The following is a 21581-nucleotide window of genomic DNA, read 5'->3' as shown; positions in this document are numbered from 1 at the left end:
TCAGCAGCATGTCAGGGCGTGGGCGGAAATCCTGTCATGGATGTGCCTTTTTGTCTCCCGGCGCCACGTGCTCCAGCAGTCCGGCGTCGATGTATTGTCCCCCGGTGTTCTGGTGGCAGTGGATGGCCATGATGTTGCGGCCCGGATGCAGCGTGCGGAGGATTTCTTTTGATAATGGGATCTCGGTGTAACCTTGGGTCCAGCGTGGGAGATCCGCCACCTCCACTCCGTTGAGATAAACCCGCGCATCCTCATCGTGGTGGATTTTCAGGGTGAATTGCGATTTTTCATCAGGCTTGAACGATTCCGGCAGGGTGAATTCCCGGCGCAGCCAGATGTCGCTTGTCCGCCACTCCGTGCGGATCACGCCACCGGGTGTGCCGGGGGAGCCAAAACCGCCGGGCGCTTCGGTCCATGATAAGTCATCGTATCCGGCCGCGGCCCAGTCGCCCTGGGGGCTGTTGGTGACAAAGCGCGAGGTGATCGGCGCGTTTTCGGCGGTCGCGGCCAGAACCCGGACTTCCAGGGGAGTGGGATCCACCGTGCCGAGGTCGAGGTGGTAGATCTTTCCCGAGGTGAATCCGACAAGGTAAAGTTCTCCATCCTTTGTCTGGGACAGGGAAACCGCGCGGGCGGGTGCCTGGCCGATTTCGACAATCTTCTCCAATTTGCGATCCTTCTGGGTGAGCGCCCAGATCCGGCGGCTCTCATGGTCAGCGAAGATATACCATCCCTCCATGGCCGGGGCCTTTTTCCCGCGATACACATACCCGCCGGTGACCGAGTTTCCAAGACGGTGCGAGTAGCTCCAGACCGGCTGGGTCAGCTCGATTCCCTGTTTTTTGTATCGTTCTGAAAACGGATTGAATCCCTCCATGACATTCCAGCCATGGTTCTCCCCCGCCCGGACGATGCCGACTTCCTCAAAGCGGTTCTGCCCGACATCCCCCACCCAGAGGTCCCCGGTCTTCGAGTCCCAACTGAAACGCCACGGTTCACGGAATCCGGATGCCCATATCTCCGGCCTCACGCCCTCGACGTCACGGAAAGGATTGTCCCTCGGTATGGCGTAGGGCAGGCCCGTGTCCTGGTGGTCGATGTCGATCCTCATCATTTTTCCCAGCAGCAGGCTCATGTCCTGGCCGTGCCCTTGCGGATCATCCTGTGGCCCGGTGTCTCCCATGCCGAAATACAGATAACCGTCTGGTCCGAAGGCCAGGCATCCGCCGTTGTGATCCTGGGTGACCGCCGGGATCTTGATCAACTGCCGCGCGGGTTCACCCGAGTCACCGGAGAGGTCTTTGGAAAACCGGCGCTCCATGACGAGCGTGGAGATCCTGCCGTTTTCCACGATCTGATACTTGAGGAAATAGCGGAGATCTTCCGGAAACTTGGGATGGAAGGCCATGCCCAGCAAACCCGTGGCTCCTCCGGCGCGGACCACTCCGCTGAGGTCGAGGAAAGGCTTCCACACATCCGCCCCCGCGTTTTTTTCCACAATGAACGATTTGCCATGGTGCTCCAGCACCACATAGGCGTTCGCCCGGCCAGGCACCTCGCCAAACCAGACCGGCTCGCGGAACCCGATGGCGTCGTCGAAGAACACCTCCAGTTTCGCGGGGCTTCCCGCCTTGGGGATGTCTTCCGGACGCGCGCCCGCCATGTTCTGGTGCAGACTGCGGAGGTAGGCCACGAGGTTGGTGAAATCCTCCGGCTTTCCCGCCCTGTGAAGATTCTCCGGCATCAGGGAAGTCGGGGCGGTCTCGCGTCTGGCGATGTCGGCGTTCCCGATTCTCACCCGGGAGGAGTCCGCGCTCATGAGTTCCACCCAATCATCGGTCGCCTGCTTGATCACGCCGGCCGCCACGGTTCCGTCCTTGCGGGTGACGATGGTGGTGTCGTACCCGATGGCGATGGAGGAGGAGGGTTCCATCACGGCGCGGATGAGGTCGCGCTTCTCGAATTTGTCGCCGATGGCCGAGAGATCCGGTCCCACCTTGCCGCCGCTGCCATCGAGGGAATGGCATTGCGAGCAAGCCATGGAAGTGAAGAGAATGCGTCCTTGCGAGGCATCGCCATCGTGAGAGATCGCGGACTCCCGGAACACGTCATCGGCCGGGGTTTCCTCTTCGATCGCCAGCGCGGTCATGGGACCCGGGATCAAACCCATGAAGGCGACCACTGTGAAAAGGGTGGACCACGGCACATGTCTGGCAGGCATGGGACCAAGTGATCCCCGCCTGCGGATGCCGTCAAACCAATAAGTCCGGCCATCTGGATTGCCTCAATGACGCGGCTGGGCGGGTTCGTGTGATTCTTTCATCCGATCATCCGCAAAACCCATTTTGGCAGGATATGGGAATGGGATTCCGTCGCCACCATGTGACGGATTTGTCACGAATCATTTGCTAGGTCTCGGATTTTTCCTCCGCGCCGCCCGGGTGGATTTCCGACTGAAACAGCGTTCAAAAAACCCCATATCATGAAAAAAACCCCAAGCTCCCCGGGAGCCGTGCCGAGATATCTCGCGGCATCACTCCTGCTCTCCCTGCTTCCCGTGACGGGCCAGACGCTCGTCAACGGGAACTTCGATGCCCAGACATTCTCGTCCTTCCCCGGCTATGCCTCCGCCAACGGCGGCACCGTCACCGGCTGGACGCTGTCAAACACGGCACGCACCGGACTCAACTCCTCCACCGGCCCGTTCTGGACCGCTCCATGCGGACCCATTCCCAGTGCCGGGAACTGTGCCATCATCCAGGCCAGCAACGCTCCCGCCAGCATTTCCCAGACGGTGACGGGCCTCACCATCGGGACCCGATACAATGTTTCGTGCCGGATCTCCGCCCGCTCGGGAAACACCCCGTCCCTCGTGTTTTCGACAGACGGGGATGGCCCGACGGTGAAACTGGAAGTCATCGCACCGCCGTCCACGGGAGCTTTGGCCACCGCCACCGTATTCCGCAACGCATCGTTCGAATTCACCGCGACCGCGACGAGCCACCTGATCACCTTCACCAACGACCGCACCTCCGGAGACCACACGCTGCTCCTGGACGATGTGACGGTCGCCCCATCCGCGACGACCAGCTCATGGTCGTTCGCCCCCTGGACCAGCGATGCGGATTCGGGCATCGATTCCCAGTATGTCTACACACACGCCCATCACCTCAGTTTGGGCAAATCGTGGCAGCCCATCAATATCAATGGAGTTGATTTCAACATCGGCGACGGGACGGGTTCGAACCGGTTCACGCTGACGAACCTCAACGCGAATTTCCTCAACCGCACGCCGAACAACCTGCCCGCGAACACCGGCAGCTACAATCTTGCGAAGGATTTCCGTTACGACGGTCCGAATACGGGAATCACCCTGCAGAACCTGAAGCCGAACACGCAATATGTGTTCACGCTCTACGGACTCGCCTTCGATGCGGCTGGAGTCTACCGGTCCGCCACCTTCAACAGCACGGTACCCGGCAGCAACCAGCTCTCCGTGAACCTGAACCACTACGGGCAGGGGAACGGAATCCGGATCAACCATACCTACACGACCGACGCGCTCGGCTCGCCGGTGACCATCTCCTATCCCACCCACGGATCCGGAACCTTCCATTCGGGCGGCTTCACCAACCGCGAGGCCGTGGCCAGCACCCCGCCGGTCCGGTGGACGGTGCATCCCTGGTCCGGTGACGACACGTCCGGCGTGAGTCCGAACCATCCCTACACCCATGCCTTCAAGTTCGGCTCCGCCACGAACCTGAATGTGAACGGCATCAACTTCACCGGACTTGCCGGAGGAAATCCCACCGGAACGAACTACACCTCCGCAGGCCTGGGGAGCGTTTACAACAACGACGTCAACGCCGTCACCGCTTCGGGATCGATCCTTGGAAGGGATTTCATCTTCGGCGGCTTTCCTGAAACGCACAACCTCTCCGGCCTGACTCCGGGCAAGAACTATGTCTTCACCCTCTACACGGTGGGCTGGAGCGACGGCGTCCGCCGCGCGGCCCTCATCGGCGGCACAGGCGAAGGCTCGAGCGTCCTGCACCAGGACCAGTATGGAAACGACCAGGGCGCCCGCTTCGAATACACCTACACCGCGAGCGCCAGCGGCACCGCCACCATCACCGCCTCGGGAATCGATGTCGCGGTCACCGACCCGTTCGACCGGAAGTCCATCCATACCTACGCCATCAGCAACCGGGAGGCGGACCCGTATGTGAACAAGACACCCGAGTTCACCCTCCAGCCGGTGGGAGCCACCCTCGGTATCGGAGCGAGCTATACCTTGCGCGGAGCGGCCATCGGCAGCGAAACCCTTTCCTATCAATGGAAGAAGGGCACCGCCGACATTCCTGGCGAGACCTCCCCGGTTCTGGTCCTGAACGGCCTCACCGCCGCCGACTCCGGAGCTTACACGCTCGTGGTTTCCAATGGCGTCACCGTGACCAGCAACGTCGCGAACGTGAACGTGCTGGAAAACATCCCCGGCTACGGGAACACCGGCGTCGGAGTGGACGGGCAACTGCTGGCGAACGGCTTGGTGGATCCGCACTTCAAGCTCATCGTCAATCCGGACGACACCTCTTCCGACACCGTCTACGTGCAGACGAACCTGCCCGGTGCCTGGCTCGCCAATTCCGCCACCTCGAAGTGGATCGGCCCACGGGCGAACACCGCCGGTGCGGCGGGACTCGTCACTCCGGCGGGGACCCCCTCGGATGCGGGGGCGGGGGATGGTGTCTATGTTTACCGCGCCCGGTTCGATCTCACCGGCTTCGACCTCTCGACCGTGCTCATTTCCGGAAAATGGTCCACGGACAACGAAGGGGTGAAAATCCGCGTCAACGGAACCGACGTCGGTTTCCCGAATACCGTCGGCACCACCTTCGCCACCCTGGTCCCCTTCTCCATCAGTAACTCGGCATTCCCCGGACTCCTGACCACCGGAGTGAACAACATCGACTTCTTCGTGAAGAACATCGACGCCGGCACCGGTGGCGGACTCACCGGACTCCGGATCGACGAGTTCACCGCCGTCGGAGCCATTCCTCCCGGCACCCCGCCACACATCGCCATCCAGCCGGTGGGTGGCAACGGCAGGCACAACAGCATGGTGACCCTCGCGGTGGGAGCCACCGGATCCTCTCCACTCACCTACCAGTGGTTCAAGGGCGCGGACCCCGTGCCGGATGCGACGGAAGCGACACTGCCGATCTATGTCGAGGACTTCACCGCGGCGGGCAGCTACACGGTCAAGGTCACCGGCAGCGGCCCGACCACCGTCACCAGCGACCCGGCGGTGATCACCGTCACCAATGCCAATCCGGTCACCTCGTTCGACGACGTCGGGTCGACGGATCAGGACGTCGCGAAATCGATCAATGTGGCCGACCTCCTTGCCAACGACACCAGCCCGGATGCCGACGGTGATACGGTGAACTTCACCGGCGTCAGCGCGGCAAGTTCCCAAGGCGGCACGGTTTCGGAAAGTGATGGGATCATCCTCTACACCCCCAAGGCCGGCTTCACGGGTTCCGATACCTTCACCTACTCGGTGGATGACGGCGGCTGGGGCGGCACCGCCACGGAGACCGTGATCATCAACGTGGTCTCCGCCGCCGTCACGCCTCCCGGAAACATGACGCTCGTCATCAGCGGCGGCACGGCCACCGGAACCTTCACCGGCACGGCTGGCAAGACCTACATCCTCCAGCGCTCGACCACCCTGCAGACCGGCAGCTGGTCCACGGTCGATACGGAAGTCGCCCCTCCCTCGGGAATCGTCACCGTGGAAGATCCCGCCCCACCTGCGGGCAAGGCCTTCTACCGCATCGGCTATGGAAACTGATTGAACCAGGATTCCGGACATCAGCTCGGGTCCGTGGGTGCGAACGCGCCCACGGACTTTTTGTTGAAGTCCCTGATCCGGTCCCTCCGACGCCCGCGCGATGGCGAGGAAAGTTTGATGATCATGTCGAATAAACCGCGGAGGCATCCGTCGAAACCAGCGACACGAGACTTCAACCAACCCTCAAAAATGAAAACCATCATCGCAGCCATCGCCATCAGCGCGTTCACTTTCATGGGCACTTCGGTAGCGGACGCCCGGAGCCATCGTCATAGCAGCCGCGTTTACGTGAGCAGCTACACGTCCTGCGGAGCGCCGGTTTACAAGGAGCGCTATTTCGTCGGTTACGACCGTTGCGGAAACGAAATCTGGGGAACCCGCCTCGTTCGCCGGCCCTATCGCCCGGTCGTCCGCCCCGTCTACACCGCTCCCTGCCCGCCACCCCGCTGTGCTCCTCCAAGGTATGGCAGGGGATATGGCAGCACCGTGACGTTCCAGGCGAATTTCGGGCGCTGAAGCCATGGGAAGTGAAAAATCGACGAATCCAAGTGTTGACAGTCCGCTTGGTTCGCCGTACTCACTCGCCCCCGCGCCATGCGAATGGCGGAGTAGCCAAGTGGTAAGGCAATGGTTTGCAAAACCGTCATTCGAGGGTTCGATTCCCTCCTCCGCCTCCAGTCATATCAATGACTTGTGAATAATATTTAATTGCCGATGACTACGCGCAATGACTACGGAGGGCTCCGGTTGCCGGTCTCTATCAAAACCGGAAATCCACCCCGATGAAGGCTCCGGATTCAGCGATGTCGTAGGTGAAGGCTCCGTCGGAGTAGCCGGTGTGGAGGTGGCGGTAGCCGATTTCCGCTGAAACGGTTTCGCTGAACCGGCAACCGACGGTTGCCTGCAGCCGCCAGGTGATGTCGGAGCTGACTCCGAACCCTCCCACATCTCCTTGCGTGGCGAGGAAAAATTGTTCGCCGAGCGGCCACCGGGCGCGGACTCCGAGGATGGGATCGACCCAGCTTTTATCGGCCGAGGCGTCCGCTGGCAGCCGTTCCTCCAATTCACGCTTGATCGCATTCCTGAGTTTTTCCTTCGCCTCCTTCACGCGCTCGCGTGCGTTCGCGACCCTGTCTTTCAATGAGGAGTCCACCGAGGCCCGGAGTTCTTCGATCTTCAAACGCGCCGCGCTCCGCGCCAGTGCGACGCGTTGTTTTTCCACAGCTCCGGCGGTTTGATCCGGATCGAGGCGGACGATCCGGTCAGGGATGGTGTCCCGCAGCTTGATGAGTTCCTTCACCAGATCCCTCCGGATGCTTCCATCCGCCTCATCTTCGATCGCCTCGCGGATCTCGCTTTCGATTTCTTCCCGGCGGGCTGTCGCGGCGGCCTTGAATTCCGCCAGGCGGGCGCTGACAAGCTGTTCGCCCCTTTTCCGGATGGCCTCCGCGATCCTGCCGCTGGTGCGGTCGCTGCTGCCGTTCAGGATTGTCTCGTTCGGATCGGCGCCGAGATCAAGCGAGATGCCGTTGTAGCGGACGCCCGCATACACATCGACGAGCGCGAGGTCGCTTTCATGGACGCTGTAGGACAGCGTGAGTTCCCCGATGAACTGTTTGAAGCCCGCCTCGATGCTCCGGTAGAGAGGCCCCGGTGGTGCTCCCGATGCCGAGAGGTCCGCATAGAATCCGTCGGCGAGGATCCCCCAACGTCCGTTGCGGGCCTCGAACTGGAGCGACGCATACATGTCGAGCTTCTGAAGGATGTCGGAAAACGCGCTGTCGATCCGCGCTTCGAGTCCGTCGATGCCCGCCGAGCCGTCGATGGCGGTCAGCCAGCCGTACGGTTCCAACCGGAATTCCCATCCGGACAGGGGAGCGGGATTTCCGATGACCGGATCCACGGAAGCATCCGCGAAGGCGGAGGAAGCGGTGGCACAGATGGCGGTGGAAATGGCAAGGGCCCGGGAAAAGCCGCGTGATCGCAAGTCTGTCATTTTTCTGGGAAGTCTCGGGGGGCGTGGCCGGATTTTTCCGACCCGACGCCTGCCGCAACGTGGCAACTTCCGGACAGGATCGCTCACCAATCCTTTCGCCGGCCGCCAAGTTGCGACGGGAATTTTTGTTCGGATCAATGGTTCAGTGACTTGTCCGCCCAGACCTTCTCCGCACCGACGGACGCCGAGACGGCCACACCGCTGCGGGTCATGTGATAGACGACGGGATCGACGGTCGGATTGATGGAGACGCCGGCACCCACGCCGGACCGGTCCAGCGCTGCGGCGGCCTGGGCATCGGCGGCGGCGGACCAGCCGCTGCTGATGAATTTGTTGTAGGTGGATGCCTTGCGGAAGATGATGACCGTGCGGGTGTTGGTGAGTCCCGCGCCGAATCCGGCGCTGAGTCCGGCCATGCGCATGTAGGTCTCCTTGCCGGTGGCCTTGTTGACCGCGACGCCGTAGCCGTTCGCGGAGCCGGCGGTGAAGACCTTGGTTTCAATCTGGTTGAAGACCGCGTATCCGGCGGAGTTGGCCACCAGGCTCCTGGCTTCCGGCTTGGTGGAGTAGAGCTCGCCCAGCGTCTGCTTGGTCATCGCGTGGATGTCCGAGCGTTTCTCTCCGCTCGTGTTTCCCGAGGGGGCCGCGCAGTTCGTGATGACGAGCGAGAGGGCGGCGAGGCCGAGGCATTTGATGGTGGTGCGGTGGATCGTTTTCATGATTTCTTGGTTGGTGTGTTTTGTTAGCGGAGATTGAGTTCGAGAATCCTGGCCACTTCGTCGATGGCTTGCGGGTTCTGGTGGGCGCTGTGGCCGGATGGGACGACGAGTTCGGATTCCGCCCCATCCATGTGGGAGCTCCAGTAGGGGACCACTCCGTCGCTGGACTTCGGCGCATTGCCCTTGCCCCGGTCTCCCATGATGGTGTGGTAGGGAACGCCAGGAGTGATCGGAAAGGTATTGATGGTTTTTACAAACCGGTTGGTCGGGGAAAGGGTGTCGACGCTGTTGGGCAACCCCTTGATCCGGAGGTCTCCGGGCTGGAAGGTGATGAGCTGGGCCACTTCGGCACCGGCCTTGAGAAAGGTGGTCGGCGCGTGGACGAGCCTCGAGCCGAGACGGCCCACCCAGTTGTTGGAAAGATCGCTGCCCTTCAGCGGCGCGGCGATGAAGATGACGCGTCCGATTTCCGGGCGGTGTTTGAAGATGAGCGCTTTTTCAAACAGGACCTTGTTTTCCGCGGACAGCTTCACCTGCTCCGGCGGCTTGCCGAAGGTCTTGCGCCAGAGCTTGTCCCCCTCCGTGTCGGTGATGAGCAGACGGCTGATGCAGCCGCCCATGCTGTGTCCGAGGACGACCATCGGCTTCCGCAGGGAATATCTCTTTTCCACGGCGTCGAGATCGTCCCGCAGGATGGAGGCGGAGTAAGGATAGGGATAGCCGCTGGGATAGCTGTAGAACCAGAACTGGTAGTTCCGCCGGATTTCCACATTGCCACGGAGGGTGTTGATCATCGGCGTCCAGGTGGCCGGGGAATCCATCAGACCGTGGATGACGAGGACCACGGTTTTGTTCGGGTCGTAGGGTTGCAGGGCGGTGATGCGGGCGGTTTCGGCATAGTTGCCGGGGCGCAGGACGCGCATGATTTCGAGTTTCCTGGGGTCGTTGCTGGCGAGGAGCACGGCAAGCGGGACGGTGAAGTCCGCGGCGAGCGGATAGGTCTTCCCGTTCATGACGGTGGTTTCGACCGCGAGAGGATCCTCGAAGGAGATTTCACAGTTCCTGCCTTTGAAGCGGACGACCGTGGTGACACCGTAGTAAACGCGGTCCATCGCGAAATCCTCCCTCGCTCCTTCCCGCCTTGCCTTGCCAACCACCACCGTAGGTGCGCCGATACCCGGTCTGAGGGATCTCTTCGTGATATAGCTTCCGCCGATGTCGAATTCGTCGGCCGGGGTGAAATCGAAAAGCGCGGAGTGGTGGCGGGGATTCGGGCCGGGTCTGTTGGTCAAGGTGAAGCCGCCGTTGTCGGTCGGCACGTGCAGGGGCTTGTTCCATGGATCGAACTTCGCTTTCTGGATGATGGAAATGATCCGGGAGGTGGCGAAGTTGTAGTCGAGCCGGGCCTGCTCGTCCCCGGGGTTGGAGGCAAGCTGTCTGGAGGAAAACTCCGCCGCCTCAAGATAGCCTCCGAGGGCCGCCAGGGGACGGCTGGTTCCGACTTTCATGGAGCTCATGATATGTCGTTGTGCGTTGGCGAACTCTCCGATCATGCCCGTGGAGGGGCGGTAAACCGGCTTTCGCACCTTGACCTCGGAGTAGTTGGTGCAGCCCGGGAGTGTGAGCAGGGATATCCCCGCTGACAGGATGAGCCGGCAAATGGTATGGGATCGTTTCATGGATGGTTGCGGGGTTTGTCGTGGGCGGACAGGTATTGTTCCAGCACGGTGGAGACCGTCTGGTCGGGCACGATGGGTCCGTGGAATTTTTCAAATCCGGCGCGGCGGAGCGCTTCCCTTACCCCGCTGTGGGCTTCGGAAAGGCGGAAACCGATGCCCCGCTGCTGGAGGGTTTCGTGGATTTCAGCGAGCATTTCGACTCCCGCGAGATCGATGGCGGGAACGGTGCCGAGATGGAAGACCGCCAGTCTGACTCCGCTGCCCCTGGCGTCCAGCAGTTCGAAAAACCGATCGCGGACAAATTCCGCATTGAAGTACAGGATCGCTCCGTCGCTCCGGAAAATGAAGGATTCCGGCAGCCGTCGGTTGACGGGGTGGCGGATCGCATCGGCGAAGTAGTCGGTTCCGGGCACCCGCCCGAGTTCGGTGGAGCGGGGATACATGGAGCGGTGCAGGAGCAGGAGCAACGAGAGGGTGGCACCGATCAGCACGCCCATCAGCAGGCCCGAGCCGAGCACTCCGAGCAGTGCCGTGGCAGCGACGGAAAACTCGGCCCGGCTGAAGTTCCAGATATGTTTGAGGGCGGACAACTTGAAAAGCCCGGTGACGGCGACGAGCACGATCGCGGCCAGCACCGGTTGCGGCAGGAACCGCAACAGGTCCGACAGGAAAAGGACGACAAGCAGGATGATCAGCGCCGAGATGAATCCGGACAGAGGGGTGCGGGCGCCGGCGGACTCGTTGACAAGGGACTGCGACATTCCGCCGCTGGTGGGGAAACCCTGGCCGAGGCCGGCCATGAGATTGGCTCCCGCGAGGGCGAGGAACTCCTGGTCGCAGTTCAACCGGTAGTCATGCTTTCTTGCGAACATCCGGCCGATGGCGGCGGTTTCGACCGCTCCCAGCAGGAAGCACGCCATGGCAAGCGGCAGCAGTTGGTTCAGGTCGCTGCGGGAAATTCCGTGGAGTCCCAGGGCTGGCAGGCCTTGCGGAACCAGCCCGAGAAGTTTCACGCCGTGCGCCGCGAGATCGAACCACGCTCCGGCGCATAACCCGGCGATCACGACGACGAGCGCGGCGGGTTTGTTCGGCACGAGTTTTTTCGCGAGGAGCAGCAGGACCAGGGCGCCACCGCCGATGGTGATGGAGGCGGGATTCGTGTCTCCCACGTTGCGGATGAAGTGGCTGATCTTGTCCCAGAAATCGCCGTGCGTTCCGGAGAGGCCGCAGAGTTTCGGCAGTTGCGAGCTGGCCAGATAGAGGGCCACCCCGCACTTGAAACCGACGAGAACGGACTCCGAAATGAAGTTCACGATCACCCCCGCCCGGAACAGCCGGGCGAGCAGGGCCAGCACCGCGACCATGATGGCGGTGGTGGCGGCCAAGGCCGCATGGCGGGCCGGATCCCCCGCCGCCATCGGGCCGAGGGTGGAGCCGACGAGCAGTGAGATCGCGGAGGTCACGGTGACCGTCGTCTGGCGGGAGCTGGTGAACAGCCAGAAAACGAGACCGGAAAACAGACAGGCGTAGAGGCCCGCCGCAGGCGGCAGCCCGGCGAGCGACGCGTCACCGATGCTTGCGGGCATGAGATAGGCCGCCAGCGTCACACCGGCGACGAGATCCGCCCGGAGCCAGGCAGGCTTGTAACCGCGCAGCCAGCCCAGCGCCGGAACGATGGAGCAGAGGCCGCGGGCGGTGGTGGCGGGAGAGGTCACGGCTCCGGCTCATGATCCTTGCCCGCGTTTTCCAGCTTCTCCCTGGCGATGGCGAGTTTGGCCAGTTGTGCCTCGCTCACCTTCGGGTATTCGAGGCCGAGATTCTGGATGGAGGTGGTGATGATGTCCGCGACAAGGGCGCGGGCGACGTATTTGCGGTCCGCCGGGATCACATGCCACGGAGCGCGCCTGGTGCTGGTGGCGGCCATGGCGTCCTCGAACGCCTTCCGGTAGCTTTTCCAATGGTCGCGCTCGGCGAGATCGGAATCGGAGAATTTCCAATGCTTGTCCGGATTGGTAAGCCGCTCGAGGAAACGCCGCCGCTGCTCGTCCTTGGACAGGTGGAGGAAGAACTTGATGACGAGGGTGCCGTTGCGGGAAAGGTGCTTCTCGAAGTTGTTGATGTCCTCGTAGCGTTTCTCCCAGAAATCCTTGTCGGGGTTCGCGGGCTGCCCCGGCCCCAGCCATTCGGGATGCACCTTCACCACCAGCACGTCCTCATAGTAGGAACGGTTGAAGATCCCGATGCGGCCGCGCTCGGGGAGGGCCTTCATGTAGCGCCAGAGGAAGTTGTGATCCAGCTCCTCGGCGGACGGTTTCTTGAAGCTGAACACTTGGCAGCCCTGAGGATTCACTCCGGACATGACATGACGGATGGTCCCGTCCTTGCCCGCGGCGTCCATCGCCTGGAGGATGATCAGGACGGAGTGGGTGTCGCTGGCGTAGAGCAGCTCCTGCGCCTTGCTCATCGCCTCGCGGCTCTCCGCCAGGACTTCCTTGGACCGCTCCTTGATCACGTCCTTGCCGAACGCCTTCGCCTCGTCCGTCTCGGTCCAGTCGGTCGCATAATCCTTGAGATTCACTTCGGAGCCCGGCTCCACGAGGAACTGCTTCAACAACTTCGGCTGGATCATCTTGTTATGGTTTTGTGGGGCATGGCGACGCCATGCCCGCAGGTTCGAATCTATCTGACGGGAACTCCCGGGGAAGGCAAGTGAAGCATGGGATGCGGCCGTCGGACCTTGGTCCAATGCGCCGCGCGCTCACGGAGCTTGGCACCGGGGACTGTTTGACTACGGTCCGGGTGATGATCGGTCCTCCCGCAGCCGCGAATTTCCCGCGGCGCGAGGCACCCGTTCAAAAAGAAAAACCCGAACAACCATGAAAACCAACGCGCGTTTCCTGCCGGCCGCCGCTGTTCCGATGCTTGCGGCCTTTTCTCTAACAGGCATATCGACGGCGGGCGAGGAGACCGTCACGGACGCCGACCTGCTGCTCGCCCGGAACCCGATCGTCATCAAAAGCCGGGTCAGGGTAGCCGATGAATACACGGATCTGGACGGTGGCGGCAGCCGGAACAAGTTCATCCTCGCGGGAGTGTACGGGTTCGGCTTCAACGGGCATGACCGCCAGTTCGGCATCGGCTTCGAACTACCGGTCCTCGAGAACGATCCCGAGGGGGCGGACAGCGACACAGGCCTGGGAGATCTGAAGCTCCGCGTCGGCCACCTGCTGATGGATGACCCCGCCGGCTGGCGCGCCGGTTGGTTTTTTGAAACGGAGTTCGACACCGCCGCGGACGATGTCCAGGCCATCGCCAACCAGCGGACCCAGATGGCGGGTGGCGCCGGCGCGGCCTATGCGATCCGCGACAACTTCGTGCTCGCCACCTCGTTGCAATTCGGATGGTCGGCGGACCAGGGCGACACCACCGGCAACAAGAGCGAGTGGGAGGGGCATCTCACCGCCACTTGGAAAATATCCCCCTGCGTCTCCCTCAATCTGGACTACAAGGGCGTCGTCAACATGATGGAGGACGCGGAACTATACAACACGCTCGAGCCAAGCATCGGCTGGACCGTTGGTAACGAAAGGAACATCGGTTTGTTCGCATCGTGCGAGATACCCCTGGATGATTCCTCCACCAATTGCATCGCCAAGGCGGGAGTCACCTGGTTTTTCTAACGACCTCTAACATTAGTAAGTCTTTTCCATCCCGGCATGGGGCGGCATGGAGCCGGGCTATGCGGGATCGGTGATGCCGGCGGTGATGGCGAGCTTGACGAGTTCCGCAACCGAGACGACTTCCGCTTTCCGCATCACCCTCCCGCGATGGACCTTGATGGTTTTTTCGGCGATGCCCAGCTCGGCGGCGATCTGCTTGTTCAGCAGGCCGGCGATGACCCGGTACATCACCCCGAATTCCCTCGTGGTGAGTTTGGCGAATTTCGCCTGGGCCGCGGTCCGGGCGATTTTCGCGGCAAGCGTGGCTTGGGAGCGTGCCAACGCCCGTTTGGCCGCTTCCAGCATGGTCTCGGCGTCCACGGGCTTGATAAGATAGTCGACGGCACCCGCTTTCATGGCGAAGGTGCACATGGAGATGTCCGCGTGCGCCGTCAGGCATACGACCTGATCCGCATTGTCTATCAGGATGGCCTTGAAGTCTCCCTCCCCCATTCCATGCAGGCTGGGATCGATGACCAGGCAGCATGGCCCTTGGTGCGCCCCGCGTTCGAAAAACTCGGAGAAGGACCCGAAGGCGCGGACAGGAAGACTCGCCGAGACAAACAGGTCACAAAGGTTCCGGCGTATTTCCTCCTCATCATCCACCACGCAAACCAAAGGTTCGGACGTGAACGAACCGGAGTGATTTTCGGGTGAGACGGCTTGATCGAACATGCTCATACGAATATGGATTTCCTCCACGAGGCCTTTCACTAGAGCTTCTATTACAATTCGCACGATTGATGCAAATCAGAAGTGTGAAAAAATAAACATCACCCCGGAGGGGATGCATGCCGGTGGGACCTTGGTCTAATGGACAAGGTCGGCGGGGAGTGATTCCATCATAGGAACCCGAGGATCCTAACCATCATCCTATCTTCATGAAAACAACCCTGATTTCCCTGTCATCCGCCGCGGTGATGATATGCACCGGCGCCGGCCAGACTGAAAAGCAGCCTGCCGGAACCACTCCTGAAATGGCCGCCGTTCTGGCCAAGGACCGCGCCTACGAGGAGGCCTATGCCAAGGCGGACGTGAAGGCGCTCGCCGGGTTCTTCACCGATGATGCGGAATACACTTCGGACGACGGACGGATTTTCAGCGGAGCGGCGGCCATCGAAGGCTCCCTGCGCTCCGCCTTCGCGTCTAACAAAGGTGCGAAAATCTCGATCAAGGCGGACTCGGTGAAGGTTCTCACCCCCGAGGTCGTCGTGGAGAAGGGCTCCACCGTCGTGACCTCTTCTTCCGGAGATGAGTCGGAGGCGCTCTACACCGCGGTCTATCTCAAGAAGGATGGCGACTGGAAGATCAGCCAACTGGTGGAGACCCCCGCGACCGAATCCTCGCCGGGCGGGAAGCTTTCGCAGCTCTCCTGGCTGATCGGCGAGTGGGAGGAGGCGGACAAGGATGCCGGAGTGACCATCCACAGCGAATATCAATGGTCGCGCGGCGGCAGCTTCATCACGCGCAACGTCACCGTGAAACAGGGCGACGAACCTGTCCTGGAAGGCTGGCAGATCATCGGATGGGATCCGGTGGAACAAGGCATCCGTTCGTGGACGTTCGACGACCAGGGCGGTTATGCCGAGGGGCGCTGGACCGGCGATGGCCAGCGCTGGCTCTCGCGGGAGACCGGCTACTCCGCCGATGGAAGCCGAACCACCGCCGACAATACGATTTCCAAGTCCGGTGACTCGACCGTTTTCTGGGAGTCGGGAAACCGCACGCTCGACGGCGATCCGCAACCGGGCATCGGACGGATTGAAATCCATCGCAAGAAAGGAGAATAAGCCATGCGCTCGAAATTCGGTTCCGTTTCATTGTTCGTCGCGATCCTCGCGATGCTGATCCAATCGACGCCCATCGCCGAGGGCCGCGGAGGCGGTCGGGGCGGCGGCAGAGGGGGCGGTGGCGGCGCACGCGGCGGAGGGGGTGGCAGCTTCTCCCATTCCTCGGGTGGTGGCTCACGCGCCGCATCGCGCCCGGCGCAATCCTCGCGTCCGTCGGCTTCGTCGCGGCCATCTTCGGGAGGGGCATCCCGTCCGTCGTCGGGAGGAGCGTCGCGCCCTTCCGCTGGAAATTCCTCACGTCCTTCCGGTGGTGCCGCGCAACGTCCCGCGAATGGCGGAAGCCGCCCCGGTGGCGGTCGTGTGCCAAGCTCGCCATCCACCCGTCCGTCCGGTGGTGACAGAGGGGCGCTGGGGGCTGGTGCCTCGCAACTTCCTTCGGGGGGAAGCCGCCCCGGGGCTGGCAACCGTCCAGGTGGGGATAATCGCCCCGGTGGGGACAATCGTCCTGGAGCGGGCAACCGCCCCGGCGGGGATAACCGGCCTGGAGGAGACAATCGGCCGGGTGCGGGCAATCGTCCCGGCATTGATAACCGCCCCGGAATCGACAACCGTCCTGGAATCGACAACCGTCCCGGAGCGGGCAACCGACCTGGAATTGACAACCGCCCTGGAGCGGGCAACCGTCCTGGGATCGACAACCGCCCGGGCACCGGCAATCGCCCGAACCGTGGCGACGTCGGTAATTTCCTCGGTGTTGGCGGTGCTGCCGGGATCGGAGCCATCGGCGGTGCCGGTGGCATCGGCGATCGTGGCGGCTTGGGTGACCGGGGGGGTATCGGCGATCATGGAGGTATCGGTGACCGTGGTGGCTTGGGAGACCGTGGTGGCCTGGGAGACCGGGAGCGCCCGGCACAGCTTCCGCAAGATCGTCCCAATTGGAGCGAACGCTCGCAGAACCGCAACGAAAACTGGAACCAGCGGGTGGACAAGCGTCACGAGAGCATGCAGCAGCGCAACGAGAACCGGCAGCAGCGCCGCGACGACTTCGCGAAAAACCGTGAGGACCGCTGGGACAACCTTGAGGAGGCCCGTAACGACCGTCAGGACTGGCGGGACCAGAACCGCGAGGACTGGCAGGAGCACCGCGAGGACATGTGGGACTACCGCTTCGATCGGGCGGATGAGATCTGGGACAATGCCGGAGATTTCTATGACGATGTCTTTGACGACCATTGGTGGGGCGGCTGCGGCTGGGGCCATGTCGGCCATTATCCCGCCAATCCCTGGTGGTGGTGGGCACCCGTCACCTGGGCTGCCGCGACGACATTCGTCTACGCCACCGCACCGCCGCAACCCATCTATATCGACTACGGAACCAACGTCATCCAGGAGGGGGAAACCGTGTATGTGGATAACAAGCCGGTGCCTGCGAAACAATACAACGAGCCGGTCGTGAACCTGGCCGTCAATGTGGAGCAACCCGCGCCACCCGCTCCGCCAACCTCTGCCGACAAGCCCGCCGAATGGATGCCTCTCGGAGTCTTCGCCCTCGCCCAGGAAGAAAAGGGGGAGCCGGTCATGTTCTTCCAGGTCTCCATCAGCAAGGACGGCAAGGTCAGCGGAGGCTACCAGAGCGTCATCACGGGCGACCAGAAGCCCATCGCCGGCCAGATCGACAAGGAGACGCAGAATGTCGCATGGCGCATCGGGGACAACATCGAAACGGTCTTCGCGACGACGCTGGCGAACCTCACCCAGGACGTTAGCACCTTGGCCATCCATTTCGGGAAGGATCGCGTGCAGAACTGGTTGCTCGTCCGCATGCCCGAACCACCTCCCGCGGACAAGCCCGCGAAGGCTCCCGAACTCGACCGCACGGTTCCTCCGGCCAATCCGATACCGGTGAACGCCACCACGAAATAAAGTCTCCCTCGAAAACACCCATCATCATGCCAATCATATTTCAATACGATCCCGAGAGTTCGGTCTGTGAATTCCATATCAGCAGCACCTTGGGTCGTTCGGAGTTCAAATCCGCCGAAACGGAACTCGCATCCCTGATCTCCACCGGAGTGGAACCCCGCGTCCTGGTGATTCTGGATGGTTTCGGCGGCTGGGAGTCCGGACAGGACTGGGACAATCTCGAGTTCATGTTCACCCATGGAGAGAAGATCGCCCGCATCGCCGTGGTCGGAGACTCCCGCTGGGAGGCCGAGGTGAAAATGTTCACGGGTGCCGGAATGCGCCGCGCCCCCGTGGCATACTTCACACCGGAACGGCTGGAGGAAGCCCGCGCCTGGGTGGCCGCATGATGCCTGTCCGCGATGGTCGGACACCGCGGAGCCACTCCATTCACAAAATCAAAATCCATTACTGAAAAACATGAGTTACGACGATGACTGGCCGGATCAGCTTTGGGAAAACCGTCGGGCGATGGTTGTCAAAACCATCCGTCCCGCGACCTTGGGTGAATTGAAAAAGCTGGGAGAGGAACTCTTCCCGGTCGTCACGGACCCCTGGTGCGTGCGCTACCACGAGTTTTTGCAGGTCCATCCGGATGCCCACTATTACCACGCACAAATTCCCGGCCACGCCGAGATCGTCTATTGCCCCGAAGCCGACCGGGGCATCTGGTTCGTGCCGGGAAAAAGCATGGGGATCATCCAATCGAAGGGATTGGGTATTCTGGCGCAGATCGTCGCCAGGCTCTGACATTGCCGGCCACACCGTTTCTCCAGCATGAACATTCCCCGCTCCATCGGCCACTGCCTGCTGCTGCCGGCCGTGGCGATGGCGGCTTCCTGTTCGATCGTGGGCCTGCGCCAACAGGTGGAGACACTGGAGCAGCGCGGCGGCGTGACCCTGCGGGTGAAGTTGCCCGCCGGGAACAAGGCACCGACTTATGCGCTGGCATGGCGCAAGGAAAACGGCAAGCCCAAGGACTCCGCCGGATTCCATAAAGTCCGCCCGGACGGCATCGCGTCGTTCAACCTGCGGCTGGACGGTGTCTATCAGGTCGGTGCCTTCACCGATGAGAATGGCAACCGCGCCTACGATGCGGGCGAACCGCTCGGAGTGCTGTCGGATGTGAAACCCGTTCCGTTGTCGGACCCGGCGGCGCGGCCGCAGATCCATGGGCTGACACTCACGCGGGACCACGGACTTGCCGCAGGCACCGTCATCCGGGTGCCCGGGGAGAACAAGGAGCTGGGCGGAGTCACCCATCTCGCCTTGGGCGATGTGGTGTCTCTCGACGAAAAACGTTTCGCCGCGGGCGAGGGTGGCGGCGGCTTGTGGCGGCCCCTCGATTTCCTGGGAAGCAACACCCTTGGCATCTACTTCACGGAACCCTACGATCCCGGACGCATCCCCGTGGTGCTGGTCTATGGCATCGGCGGCAGTCCGCAGGACTGGAGATACTTCATCGGACATCTCGACCACAAACGATACCAGCCATGGTTCTATCATTACCCGAGCGGCATGAGGCTGGATCGTGCGGCCGGAGTGCTGGCCTCCGGCCTGCGCGAGCTCAGGCGGCGCCACGGGTTTCCGCGGTGCCACGTGGTCGCGCACAGCATGGGAGGTCTGGTCGCCCGCGCGGCCATCGACCGGGCGGTCACGGAGGAAGGAGTGGATTTCATTCCGAAATTCATCAGCATCTCCACCCCGTGGGGCGGGCACAAGGCCGCCGAATCGGGCGTCCGCCATCTCAAGAAACCCGTGCCTTCGTGGCTCGATGTGAATCCGGACAGCGCTTTCCTGCTAGGGCTTTATGCGACGCCCCTGCCGAAGGGGACGACGCATGATCTCATCTACGGCTCCATCGAAAGACGCCGCTTGTGGATGAGGGAGGAAAACGATGGCGTCGTCACGGTGGAGAGCGAGACGGATCCGCGGATCGCCCGGAGCGCGCGGTCGATCAAGCATTTCCACCGCGAACATGTGGAAATCCTCAACCAGCCGGAGACCGTCGCTTATGTGAACGGCCTGCTGGCAAGGTGATCAGGCAGCCGGGTGCTTTTTTCAATCGACCGGCCACGTGATCCCCCGGCCCGCGATGACCCTTGTCAACATTCCGGACGGGGAGCTGCCGCCAGGTGGAGAGCCAACCCCGCCCGATTCCACCGGAGGATCTATTTCCCGGATTCAAACGCTCCGAGATCCGGTGCCTTTCCCTTGAAGGGGAGGTCCACATCCACGCCTTTGTCGATGGCCGGATTCCCCGCCTTCAGCCTCATGAAGCCGATATCCGGCAGGTCTCCGTTTGCCAGGCGCGGCTGGACCAGTTCGGCTTGGTCGAGGCTCTTGAAATCCCCGTCTTCGAGTTTCAGTTTCAAATCGAAGGAGTTTGCCACGAATTCGCATTGATCCGCATCGAAGTTGGTGAGTTCCCTGCGGCCCTTGTAGCTGAGGTTGTTTTTCAGGACGTGGCCGTATCCCGGCACGTCGGCGGAGTTGTCGGCGTTCCGGTTGAGCAGGTTGAAATTCGTGCTGTTGAGGAACGAGGTGTTGTTGATGAAGTCCAGCCCGCCGGGTTGGTGGTTCGCGTAGAAACCGGAGGCATGGTTCCGCACCGCCAGCGACCGGCGGATGACATGGCGTGGAACGGGGGAGGGGAGCCCGCTGGCGGGACGGCTTCCGTAACCACCGAGTTTGAAGCCGTTGCCATCGCCAAGCACCTTGAATTCGGGACTGAATCCATTGTAGAACGCCCAGCAGTTTTCGATCAGGACCGGTTCGTCCGTGCTGATGAGGTCGAAGCCGTCATCGCTGTTGAACCACGCGCGGCAGCCACGGAAGACATTGCCCGTGCTGCCCTCCGGCGCGTGGAACCCGAAGCCGTCCACATTCCCTCCCCGGCCGTTTTCCGAGGTATGATCATGGTTGCGCCAGGCGTCGCAGTTCAGCACCAGATTGTCGGAACCTCGACCAAGCCAGAAGCCGATGGCCTGGCCGTCGTGCATCTCCAGCAGCTCGTAGATGTTGTTGCTTCCCTCGTTTTGAAAACAGATCGACTGGGTGTGTCCGGTGATGGTGACCTGCACCCCCGTCACGGCGATCCCCTTGAAGTGCAGCCATGAGCCGCCGATGAAAAAAGCCGTCACGCGGTAGCCCGGCGGTTTCACCTCGGAGAAATCAAACACCGGCTTCTCACCGGGTGCCGCGAAGTAGCGGATCGGCTTGCCGGGTACACCGCTTTTCATGAGATTCGTGATCTCCGCCCGGTTGTGAAAGTAGCGCGCGGTCCGCTCCGTCTCCATCCGGTAGGTGCCGCCATGGATCAGCACCGTGTCCCCGGGCTCCGCGGATTTCTCGGCCCGCTGGATGGTTGCGAAAGGCGCGGTCCTCGTGCCAGCGTTCGTGTCCCGGCCATCCGTGGCGACGTGGTATTCCTCCGCCCGGGCCGGAGTGGAGAATGCCCAGGCGGCCACCATCCCGAGGACGGCGGATTTGTTTCCAATAAGATATGGCAGGACTTGCATGAACGAAGTGCCCAACTATCGACGATCGTGAAAAACCACCTATACCCATAACCGGGTTAATATCAGATGACAAACACGTCACCTCCTCCTTTCAAGGAATTTTCTTGCCCGGGTGGCGGCGGCCCGCTAATCAATCCGCGCACCCGAACCGTTTCCTTCACCATGAGCGCGATGTCCCCCAACTTCCACCGATTCCCACTGGGATCAGAAGCGGGCATTGTCTGAGGGTTTGTTGAAACACCCGGCAAGCCCGAACCAAACGCGGGCTGCCAGATTCGAGATGAATTGAAGATGCCGCCCGCCGCCCAGCGGGCTTTTTCATTTTCACTTTCCAACGA

General features: G+C 62.0%; 17 protein-coding genes and 1 tRNA gene. 9 read left to right on the top strand and 9 right to left on the bottom strand.

Translation table 11 applies throughout. From position 1 onward, the window contains the following. Positions 1-34: 34 nt before the first annotated feature. Positions 35-2221 (bottom strand): PQQ-dependent sugar dehydrogenase, encoded by a 2187-nt coding sequence (locus JIN84_RS02885; protein ID WP_200349502.1) that lies wholly within the window; start codon positions 2219-2221, stop codon positions 35-37. Positions 2222-2482: 261 nt separating this feature from the next. Between JIN84_RS02885 and JIN84_RS02880 the strand changes: the two genes are divergently transcribed. The 3 genes from JIN84_RS02880 to JIN84_RS02870 all read left to right on the top strand — a co-directional run bounded on the left by JIN84_RS02880 (position 2483) and on the right by JIN84_RS02870 (position 6534). Beyond that, on the top strand, positions 2483-5857 hold the full coding sequence (locus tag JIN84_RS02880) for a cadherin-like domain-containing protein (protein WP_200349501.1): 3375 nt from the start codon (positions 2483-2485) through the stop codon (positions 5855-5857). A gap of 189 nt (positions 5858-6046) precedes the next feature. Further along, entirely contained in the window at positions 6047-6373 is a 327-nt protein-coding gene (locus JIN84_RS02875) for a hypothetical protein (protein WP_200349500.1), read from the top strand. Between the two features lie 86 nt (positions 6374-6459). Continuing rightward, a tRNA-Cys gene (locus JIN84_RS02870) sits at positions 6460-6534 on the top strand. An 83-nt stretch (positions 6535-6617) separates the two neighbouring features. On the opposite strand, the gene JIN84_RS02865 is transcribed toward JIN84_RS02870, so the two are convergent. From JIN84_RS02865 to JIN84_RS02845, 5 genes are all read right to left on the bottom strand, one after another. Then, entirely contained in the window at positions 6618-7853 is a 1236-nt protein-coding gene (locus JIN84_RS02865) for a hypothetical protein (RefSeq protein ID WP_200349499.1), read from the bottom strand. A 134-nt stretch (positions 7854-7987) separates the two neighbouring features. Further along, entirely contained in the window at positions 7988-8572 is a 585-nt protein-coding gene (locus JIN84_RS02860) for a lipid-binding SYLF domain-containing protein (protein WP_200349498.1), read from the bottom strand. A 23-nt stretch (positions 8573-8595) separates the two neighbouring features. Next, entirely contained in the window at positions 8596-10251 is a 1656-nt protein-coding gene (locus JIN84_RS02855; RefSeq protein WP_234043155.1) for an esterase/lipase family protein, read from the bottom strand. After that, positions 10248-11966 (bottom strand): SulP family inorganic anion transporter, encoded by a 1719-nt coding sequence (locus tag JIN84_RS02850; RefSeq protein ID WP_200349497.1) that lies wholly within the window; start codon positions 11964-11966, stop codon positions 10248-10250. The genes JIN84_RS02855 and JIN84_RS02850 overlap by 4 nt, the downstream gene beginning before the upstream one ends. Then, a complete protein-coding gene (locus JIN84_RS02845; RefSeq protein WP_200349496.1) occupies positions 11963-12880 on the bottom strand; it encodes a polyphosphate kinase 2 family protein in 918 nt (305 codons plus the stop codon). Before JIN84_RS02845 ends, JIN84_RS02850 begins: the two co-directional genes overlap by 4 nt. A 247-nt stretch (positions 12881-13127) precedes the next feature. Between JIN84_RS02845 and JIN84_RS02840 the strand changes: the two genes are divergently transcribed. Next, on the top strand, positions 13128-13931 hold the full coding sequence (locus JIN84_RS02840; protein WP_200349495.1) for a transporter: 804 nt from the start codon (positions 13128-13130) through the stop codon (positions 13929-13931). Positions 13932-13988: 57 nt separating this feature from the next. Here JIN84_RS02840 and JIN84_RS02835 read toward each other — a convergent pair whose 3' ends face one another. Beyond that, on the bottom strand, positions 13989-14645 hold the full coding sequence (locus tag JIN84_RS02835) for a response regulator transcription factor (protein ID WP_200349494.1): 657 nt from the start codon (positions 14643-14645) through the stop codon (positions 13989-13991). Positions 14646-14851: 206 nt separating this feature from the next. Here JIN84_RS02835 and JIN84_RS02830 point away from each other — a divergent pair, with 206 nt between their 5' ends. Then, positions 14852-15760, top strand: coding sequence for a nuclear transport factor 2 family protein (locus JIN84_RS02830; protein WP_200349493.1), 909 nt, complete (start codon positions 14852-14854; stop codon positions 15758-15760). Between the two features lie 294 nt (positions 15761-16054). Here the strand turns inward: JIN84_RS02830 and JIN84_RS02825 are convergent, their stop codons facing one another. Beyond that, positions 16055-16606: an LbetaH domain-containing protein gene (locus JIN84_RS02825; RefSeq protein ID WP_200349492.1), complete on the bottom strand. Its 552-nt coding sequence runs from the start codon at positions 16604-16606 to the stop codon at positions 16055-16057. A 24-nt stretch (positions 16607-16630) separates the two neighbouring features. Here JIN84_RS02825 and JIN84_RS02820 point away from each other — a divergent pair, with 24 nt between their 5' ends. From JIN84_RS02820 to JIN84_RS02805, 4 genes are all read left to right on the top strand, one after another. Continuing rightward, positions 16631-17683 carry an SH3 domain-containing protein gene (locus JIN84_RS02820; protein ID WP_200349491.1) on the top strand — a complete coding sequence of 351 codons (1053 nt, stop codon included), beginning with the start codon at positions 16631-16633 and terminating at the stop codon, positions 17681-17683. Between the two features lie 26 nt (positions 17684-17709). Further along, positions 17710-18072 (top strand): SpoIIAA family protein, encoded by a 363-nt coding sequence (locus tag JIN84_RS02815; protein WP_200349490.1) that lies wholly within the window; start codon positions 17710-17712, stop codon positions 18070-18072. Positions 18073-18142: 70 nt separating this feature from the next. Further along, positions 18143-18472, top strand: coding sequence for a hypothetical protein (locus JIN84_RS02810; RefSeq protein ID WP_200349489.1), 330 nt, complete (start codon positions 18143-18145; stop codon positions 18470-18472). Positions 18473-18499: 27 nt separating this feature from the next. Then, complete coding sequence (locus JIN84_RS02805) at positions 18500-19762, top strand: alpha/beta fold hydrolase (RefSeq protein ID WP_200349488.1); 1263 nt, start codon at positions 18500-18502, stop codon at positions 19760-19762. 131 nt (positions 19763-19893) lie between these two features. Here JIN84_RS02805 and JIN84_RS02800 read toward each other — a convergent pair whose 3' ends face one another. Continuing rightward, positions 19894-21243, bottom strand: coding sequence for a right-handed parallel beta-helix repeat-containing protein (locus JIN84_RS02800; RefSeq protein WP_200349487.1), 1350 nt, complete (start codon positions 21241-21243; stop codon positions 19894-19896). Between the last annotated feature and the right edge of the window lie 338 nt (positions 21244-21581).

This window comes from Luteolibacter yonseiensis (assembly GCF_016595465.1).
GTDB classification, from domain to species: domain Bacteria; phylum Verrucomicrobiota; class Verrucomicrobiia; order Verrucomicrobiales; family Akkermansiaceae; genus Luteolibacter; species Luteolibacter yonseiensis.
The sequence above is the reverse complement of the archived record's forward strand: the minus strand, read 5'-3'. Positions and strand labels throughout refer to the sequence as shown.